The organism is Herpetosiphon sp., from assembly GCF_003512625.1.
GTDB classification, from domain to species: Bacteria; Chloroflexota; Chloroflexia; order Chloroflexales; family Herpetosiphonaceae; genus Herpetosiphon; species Herpetosiphon aurantiacus.
In genome coordinates this window covers 94,093-101,144 of record NZ_DOPT01000033.1, presented here as the reverse complement: position 1 = coordinate 101,144, position 7,052 = coordinate 94,093, and the positions used below count along the sequence as shown (strand labels likewise).

Annotated in this window: 6 protein-coding genes; 3 read left to right on the top strand and 3 right to left on the bottom strand. The window is 50.3% G+C overall.

Annotation, left to right across the window (positions count from 1 at the left end; genetic code table 11):
- The first annotated feature begins 213 nt into the window (after positions 1 to 213).
- On the top strand, positions 214 to 1,131 hold the full coding sequence (locus DEF47_RS08195; protein WP_012191323.1) for an NAD(P)/FAD-dependent oxidoreductase: 918 nt from the start codon (positions 214 to 216) through the stop codon (positions 1,129 to 1,131).
- Here the strand turns inward: DEF47_RS08195 and msrA are convergent.
- Complete coding sequence (msrA, locus tag DEF47_RS08190; protein ID WP_012191322.1) at positions 1,118 to 1,573, bottom strand: peptide-methionine (S)-S-oxide reductase MsrA; 456 nt, start codon at positions 1,571 to 1,573, stop codon at positions 1,118 to 1,120. The two genes, DEF47_RS08195 and msrA, sit on opposite strands and share 14 nt — an antisense overlap.
- 458 nt (positions 1,574 to 2,031) lie before the next feature.
- Here msrA and DEF47_RS08185 point away from each other — a divergent pair, with 458 nt between their 5' ends.
- The gene (locus DEF47_RS08185; RefSeq protein ID WP_012191321.1) at positions 2,032 to 3,438 is read left to right on the top strand and encodes an ammonium transporter; all 1,407 of its coding nucleotides are present in this window, start codon (positions 2,032 to 2,034) and stop codon (positions 3,436 to 3,438) included.
- A 66-nt stretch (positions 3,439 to 3,504) separates the two neighbouring features.
- Positions 3,505 to 4,428 carry a hypothetical protein gene (locus tag DEF47_RS08180; protein WP_012191320.1) on the top strand — a complete coding sequence of 308 codons (924 nt, stop codon included), beginning with the start codon at positions 3,505 to 3,507 and terminating at the stop codon, positions 4,426 to 4,428.
- A gap of 33 nt (positions 4,429 to 4,461) precedes the next feature.
- Here DEF47_RS08180 and DEF47_RS08175 read toward each other — a convergent pair whose 3' ends face one another.
- Both DEF47_RS08175 and DEF47_RS08170 read right to left on the bottom strand, forming a co-directional pair.
- The gene (locus tag DEF47_RS08175; protein WP_012191319.1) at positions 4,462 to 5,004 is read right to left on the bottom strand and encodes a DUF1697 domain-containing protein; all 543 of its coding nucleotides are present in this window, start codon (positions 5,002 to 5,004) and stop codon (positions 4,462 to 4,464) included.
- Between the two features lie 444 nt (positions 5,005 to 5,448).
- Positions 5,449 to 6,981 carry an aldehyde dehydrogenase family protein gene (locus tag DEF47_RS08170; protein WP_012191318.1) on the bottom strand — a complete coding sequence of 511 codons (1,533 nt, stop codon included), beginning with the start codon at positions 6,979 to 6,981 and terminating at the stop codon, positions 5,449 to 5,451.
- Positions 6,982 to 7,052 lie beyond the last annotated feature (71 nt).

Genomic DNA, 7,052 nt, shown 5'->3' with positions numbered 1-7,052 from the left:
GGCGGGACGGAAGGGTGGTGAATGCCAAGTAAATACCACAGCCCAATTGATTGATTAAGATCTACCTTTGTAAAGTAGATTTAGCTCGATTCCTTAAGTGGAGTCGGGCTTTTTTGTAATTATCCTTAGATTTTATCGTAACGATCACTACAAATTTGACATTTTAGCAAAAGCTTATATATTGATATCAAGTATCAATAAGGAGTTTTCGCAATGTTTGATGTGATTATTGTTGGTGGTAGCGTGGCGGGTTTGAGTGCAGCCTTGGTGTTGGGGCGAGCACGACGCAGTGTGTTAGTGCTCGATAGTCAGCAGCCGCGCAATGCGCAATCGCCTGGTGTGCATAATTTTCTCTCGCGTGATGGCATTTTGCCTGCTGAATTGCGTCAAATTGGCCGCGAGCAACTCAAGCCCTACCCAAGTGTGCAGGTACGTTTCGCGACTGCTGAGCATGCCCAAGCAATCGATGGTGGTTTTGTGGTAAAGCTTGATGATGGCAGCGAAATTAGCAGTCACAAATTGTTGCTAGCTTCGGGCGTGATCGACGAATTGCCGCCAATCGAAGGCCTAGCCGAATTGTGGGGATCAAGCGTATTTCACTGCCCCTACTGCCATGGCTGGGAAGTGCGCGATCAGCCGTTGGCGGTGTTAGTGCCCGATGCTGAGCGTTTGTTTCACGTTGCTACCTTGTTGCACAACTGGAGCAGCGATTTAGTAGTTTGTACCAATGGCGAGGCTCAACTTAGCCCTGAGCAACGCCAAATCTTAGCAAAACTCAACTTGCCAATTCGCGAAGATCGTTTGGTTGGTATCGAACAAGCCAATGGACAATTGACCCATTTGATTTTTGATCAAGGTGAGCCATTGGCCCGCAGCGGTTTGTTGATCGGCGTGCCCCAACGCCAACGTAGCCAACTACCAGCCCAACTAGGCTGTGAAGTTTCCGATAATCCCCATATGCCAGGCTTGATCAAGGTGCAAATGTTGGGGCAAACCAGCGTGCCAGGCGTGTATGCTGCTGGCGATGCGACCGCAGGCATGCAGCAAGCAATCAATGCCGCCGCTGGTGGCGCGATGGCAGGCGCAGGCATCAACCATGAACTGATTCAAGATATGCTCAAACAACTTTAGCCCGCCGTTCAAAGCGATCACGCCATTTGCGATAACATTGTTGATGATATTCCTCGGCGGGGTAAAACGGCAGATCAAGTTTTATTTCAACAGAATAATCAACGAGCTGTGGTTGAGCTAGCTTACTGGCCAGAGCTAGCTCCAACTGAGCAGCATTGCTACAAATAATCATTGCGCGATATTGTGGGTCGGGGTCGGCTGGCGGTTCTAGCATAGCCCAAAAATAACCCAACAGCTCGTTTAAACTGATGATCGTTAGATCAACATGTAATTCGACGACCTCGGCATGACCTGTCGATCCTGCACAAACATCCTCATAGCTTGGCTGCTCAGTCCAACCACCAGCGTAGCCAGCTTGGGTTTGGACAATACCGGCAAGCGCCCCAAAAGCCGCTTCGACTCCCCAAAAACACCCAGCACCAACAATAATTCGTTCGATCATTGTGCACACCTTAGCCGAAATTAGCTAAACTGCCCAATCGCTTGGGCATTATTGATAGTATTAACAGTGCAGCCTGATAGTAATTTAAAATTCTAGGCGTACTAACAAGTAGAAATTATAGCAAAATATACAAATTGCACAAAATATAACTTCAATATTTTAGGCAACATGGCGATGAATCAAGTGACAATCATTGAGTAAGATAAACCTACAGCCGTAAATAAACCCAATTACCCAATCAAGCTTGCTTCAATTTTAGCACTATTGCACAACAATAGATGGGTATAGTGCTAGGTAGCGTTTGATTTCCTCGCATCGGTATTCTGAATCCGCTCCAGGTTAAATCTTCAAAGGCGAAGCATTTGTTAGCTTGATCAACTCAATAGATTCCAACCTATTGCTTGATCGGCGTGTATCGCATCGTAGCCAATCATTACCTGTCATCAAGGGAGGTTCTAATGTTTCGACGACGACGCTGGATTGTACCCGCAGCAGTTGCTTCGCTAGCAATACCCACTGCAACTTTTGCCCAAGAAGCCGCCCCGGTAGCAACCGAAACAATCACCACCCAAATTGATATTATTTGGTTGTTGATTGCCGCGGTTTTGGTCTTTTTTATGCAGGCTGGCTTTGCCTTGGTCGAAAGTGGCTTTACTCGTTCCAAAAACGCCGCCAACATCTTGATGAAAAACTTGATGGATTTTTGTGTTGGCACGGTGTTGTTCTTTGCAATTGGCTTCGGCTTGATGTATGGTGCATCAGCTGGTGGCTTCATCGGTACCGACAACTTCTTCCTCAGCGACTTTAGCCCAGCAACTGGCAGCGGCAAAGATTGGGTTGGTTTCTTCTTCCAATTGGTGTTTGCCGCCACCGCCGCCACAATTGTGTCGGGCGCAGTCGCCGAACGCTTCAAATTTATCTCCTACCTGATTTATAGCGCCGTGATTTGTGGCATTGTCTACCCCATTTCGGGACACTGGCAATGGGGCGGCGGTTGGCTATTCCAACTGGGCTTTATCGACTTTGCTGGCTCGACGATTGTGCATAGCGTTGGTGGCTGGGCCGCAGTTGCTGGCACGATTTTGCTTGGGCCACGCTTGGGCAAATTCAACAAAGATGGCTCAAGCAACGTTATTCCAGGCCACAGCTTGACCCTTGGCGTGCTTGGGGTCTTTATTCTGTGGGTTGGCTGGTTTGGCTTCAACCCAGGTAGCACCCTCTCGGGCATGAACGAAAGCATTGGCTATATTGCCGTCACCACCAACATGGCCGCTGCGGTTGGCGCACTCTCAGCCCTGATCACCAACTGGTTGATCACTGGTCACCCCGATACTGCCGTAGCTTCCAACGGCGCACTCGCTGGTTTGGTCGCAATTACTGCAGGCTGTGCCAATGTTACGCCAGTTGGCGCATTGTTCATCGGCTTGCTCGGCGGGATCATCTTCGTCTATGGTTCGATCTTCCTCGAAAAAGTCTTGAAACTTGATGATCCAGTTGGGGCAATTCCAGTTCACTGTTTCAATGGGATTTTCGGCACCTTGGCAGTTGGCTTGTTTGCTAGCCCGGCTGTTGGCGGCTTGACTGGCATGGGCGATGCTGCTGGCTTGTTCTATGGCGGTGGTTTGGGCCTACTCGGCACCCAAGCGATTGGGGTTTTGGCAGTTGGCGCTTGGGCCTTCACAACCATGTTCATCGTCTTCTATGTGCTGAAAAAGACGTTGGGCATTCGGGTATCGGAGCAAGAAGAAATCGAAGGCTTGGATATTTCTGAGCACGACACGGTTTCATACCCCGAGTTTGGCACGCCGGTTGCTGGTGTGGCAGGTGCTCGCTCAATGATGCCAGAGCTTTCGTCAACCAAATAAACCAATTCAAGCATGCGCTGATTGAGCTAATCTCAGTCAGCGCATCGTTAGCATCAAGGAGCAATTATGCAACTTGCAGTGAGCGCCAAACCTGAAACTCCGCTCCAACCCTATGTGGTGAGCGCCGATTATGCTCCTGGCACATTAATTAAGCAACAAACCCTAGAATTGCCCATCTATCACTCACCCGAGCAAAAACTCTATGAATTGGAGATTGCAGGCTTTCGGGTTGAGGATGCTGATCCTGAAACAGCTTTACGCCAAGCAGTGCCTGTGCTCAAAGCCTTGGTCAACTTGGCTCGCCTACCAACCTATGTGTTTATTGCCCGCCGTTCGCGCCAAGTCTATCCAATTTATAGCATTGGTGATGATGTGCTGGCGACAACCCCTGGTGGCCCCGTTTTTCGCCATGTTGAGCTTGCCAAAGTGCGTGAATATTTGAATGAATATCTGCATTTGACAGGCGTGCTTGGCCGACCTGGAGCCAGCGATAAGCTACATGTGCGCGGTGTTGATGCCAAAACGCTGGGCTTGATTCGCCCGACTTGCTATTTCAAAAAGCGGATTACTGGTCAAACCGATTTCTGGGCACCTGTGTTTGCCAACGAGCAAGAATTGTATACCTTTGCAGCGAGCAAGCGCCATGCTGTGGCATTGAGCGAGCCAAACGCCTTGATGGGCTTGCATGCCTTGGTCGCCAAAGCCTTGATCAAAGATAAACGGCTGTTCCACGAACACGATCTACGGGTTGATCGCATGTTTGCCGAGCCATGGGAAATTTGGAAAAAAGATTTAACGGCGGTCAACGAGCCGATTGTGCTTGGTGATGTCAGCTTAAATGTCTATCAATATGGCCCAACCTGGCTCGCCGTGGAAAAACGCCGCGATCGCGATGAACTACGCCCAAGCTTGTTCCTTGGCGAAAATCTCTACGATCTGACGGCGCGAGTAACTGCCGACTTCAAACGGCGCGGCCTGATTGCTGAATAATCCACGAGCTGGCTTTCAAATGCTGGAAGCCAGCTATTTGGTAAACCCATATTTGGCGATCATCGCGCGAATTGTGGTGATATTACGGGCGGTTCCGGCCTGTTTGATCGCTCGCTCCAATTTTGCCCCGCTAAACTTACTTTCCCCGCGCTGTTTATGCCGCAACCACCACACATGCCGCCCTGTGATCCGAAATGTATCCAACTCATTTTGATATTGGGCTAAACGGGCTTGGGCTTCAGCATCTGGTTCGTGCTGCACAAACGTCACATACAAAGCCGCTTGCGGATCGATCTCGCTTGGCGTAAATGGGCAGGCTTGTTCAAGCTCGACCAATTCGGCGGCAGAACGTAGAAATGTTGCGACTGCAAAGCCAAAACAGTCCTCAAGTTGGGTTGCAATCAAGTGCTCGGCCTCAGCATAGCTTTGGGTTGGATCATCAAAAACCACATTGCCCGATTGAATATAGGTCTGAACATTGCTAAAACCATGGGCCACTAAGACATCGCGTAACTCTTCCATCTTTACAAAGTGGTTGGTAATGTTGATTGCGCGTAAAAAGGCAATAGTGCTCATCGTTACCTCGCGTCGAGAGAATATAGAACATAAGATCTATTATAAACGCAGAGGCGCAGAAGAGATCAGGCTATGGGCTATCGGTAATGGTTGATTGGATTGAGAACCAGTTCTCGTTCCCTCACCCCCAGCCCCTCTCCCACTGCGGCGGGCGAGGGGAGCACTGTTGAAGCGGTTCCCCCTCGCCTCGCGGGCGGGCGAGGGGGTCAGGGGGTCAGGGCATGCTGGCCGTTGTTAACGCTATAAACCATTACACATAGAATATAGAACATACGATCTATTATAAACGCAGAGGCTTGATAAGGATGAAGGATGAGGGAGGAAAGATGAACATCAGTGTAGATCTGTGCCAATCTGTGGCTAAACATACACTTCGTATCTTCGCAGTTTCAAGCTCTTCGTGTCCTTCGTGGTTAGAAAACCTTCTCCTACGTCTCTAGTCTATTAATCATCAAGCCGTGGCGTAACGATATCGACCCAAATGCGGCGGGTGCGTTCTTGGGTCAAGTCGGTATGAATATGCTTGATTTCGCTATAGGCATCAAGCGCATTCGGCCCCAACTCGCGGCCAATTCCGCTATCTTTGTAGCCCCCAAATGGCGCTTTGGCATTGATCAGGTGATGATCATTGATCCAAACCGTGCCAGCCCGAATTGCCCTCGCCACCTCTTGGGCATCTTGTAAATCGCGGCTCCACACGCTGGCTGCCAAGCCATAGTTGGTATCATTGGCAAGCGTAATCGCCTCACCAACTGTATGATAGCGAATTACCGAAAGGACTGGCCCAAAAATTTCTTCTTGAGCAATCCGCATCTGGTTATGCACATTGGTAAAGATCGTGGGTCGCACAAAATGGCCATTGGCCAGATTGGGATCATCGATGCCCACTCCACCGCAGCGCAAGGTAGCGCCTTCTTGAATCCCCAGCTCGATATAGGCCTCGACTGCACGTTTTTGAGCAGCTGAAACCAACGGCCCTAAATCAGTTGTCAGATCAAGCGGATCACCCAACACTAATTGTTCAACTCGTGCGACCATCCGCTCAACAAATTGATCGTGCAGCGAATCGGGCAAGAGCAAGCGTGTGCCAGCCTCGCAGCTTTGGCCTGAATGCATAAAGGCCGCCCAAATCGCCCCATCAACCGCCAAATCAAGATCAGCATTGGGCAAAACAACCACTGGCGATTTGCCACCAAGCTCCAAGGTAACGCGCTTGAGATTACGCCCAGCGACTTCGGCAATGCGGCGGCCAACCTCGGTCGAGCCAGTAAAAGCAATTTTATCGACCGCAGGATGGCTGGTCAGGCGTTCGCCCACCAAACCGCCAGGCCCAGTTACCACATTGAAAACGCCATGCGGCAACAAATCGGCTTCATGAATCAATTCGGCCATACGCAAAGCGGTAACTGGAGTCAACGAGGCTGGCTTGAGCACCAGGCTATTGCCAGCGGCCAAGGCTGGGCCAATCTTCCAAATTGCCATCAAAAATGGGTAGTTCCAAGGGATAATTTGGCCACAAACCCCAATCGGCTCGCGCCAAACCGCATTAGCACTCGGCGACGGAAAATCGATATAGGGCAAGGTTTGCATGGGGTGTTGCCGCGCCAAATCGGCAAAATAGCGCAAATGCTCGATACCTACCGGAATATCGAGCCATGAACTTTTACGCAGAGTTGCGCCACCATTGAGCGTCTCAAGCTCGGCCAATTCGTCGGTGTTTTCTTCGAGCAAATCGGCAATCGCCTCGATCGTTTTAGCGCGATCAACAGGCCGCATTTGCGCCCACGAACCAATATCGAAACTCTTCCGCGCAGCTCCAACCGCTCGATCAATGTCGTGAATGGTGGCCCGCGCTACTTGGGCAACTGGCTCGCCCGTCGCGGGGTTGTACAGGGTTTCGCTAGCAGCATCGCTGGCCGCGACCCAAGCTCCGTCAATATACAGACCAAACGAGCGAAGGCTATCTGATTGCGTCATGTTGGCGTTCTCCGTTGAAGGCGCACAGTCATTATAACTTGATCATACCCTAAGCAGGTTTATGACGCAAG

Coding starts and splice junctions, on each gene's coding strand:
- DEF47_RS08195 (WP_012191323.1), top strand. CDS start 214: ATGTTTGATGTGATTATTGTTGGTGGTAGCGTGGCGGGTTTGAGTGCA.
- msrA (WP_012191322.1), bottom strand. CDS start 1,573: ATGATCGAACGAATTATTGTTGGTGCTGGGTGTTTTTGGGGAGTCGAA.
- DEF47_RS08185 (WP_012191321.1), top strand. CDS start 2,032: ATGTTTCGACGACGACGCTGGATTGTACCCGCAGCAGTTGCTTCGCTA.
- DEF47_RS08180 (WP_012191320.1), top strand. CDS start 3,505: ATGCAACTTGCAGTGAGCGCCAAACCTGAAACTCCGCTCCAACCCTAT.
- DEF47_RS08175 (WP_012191319.1), bottom strand. CDS start 5,004: ATGAGCACTATTGCCTTTTTACGCGCAATCAACATTACCAACCACTTT.
- DEF47_RS08170 (WP_012191318.1), bottom strand. CDS start 6,981: ATGACGCAATCAGATAGCCTTCGCTCGTTTGGTCTGTATATTGACGGA.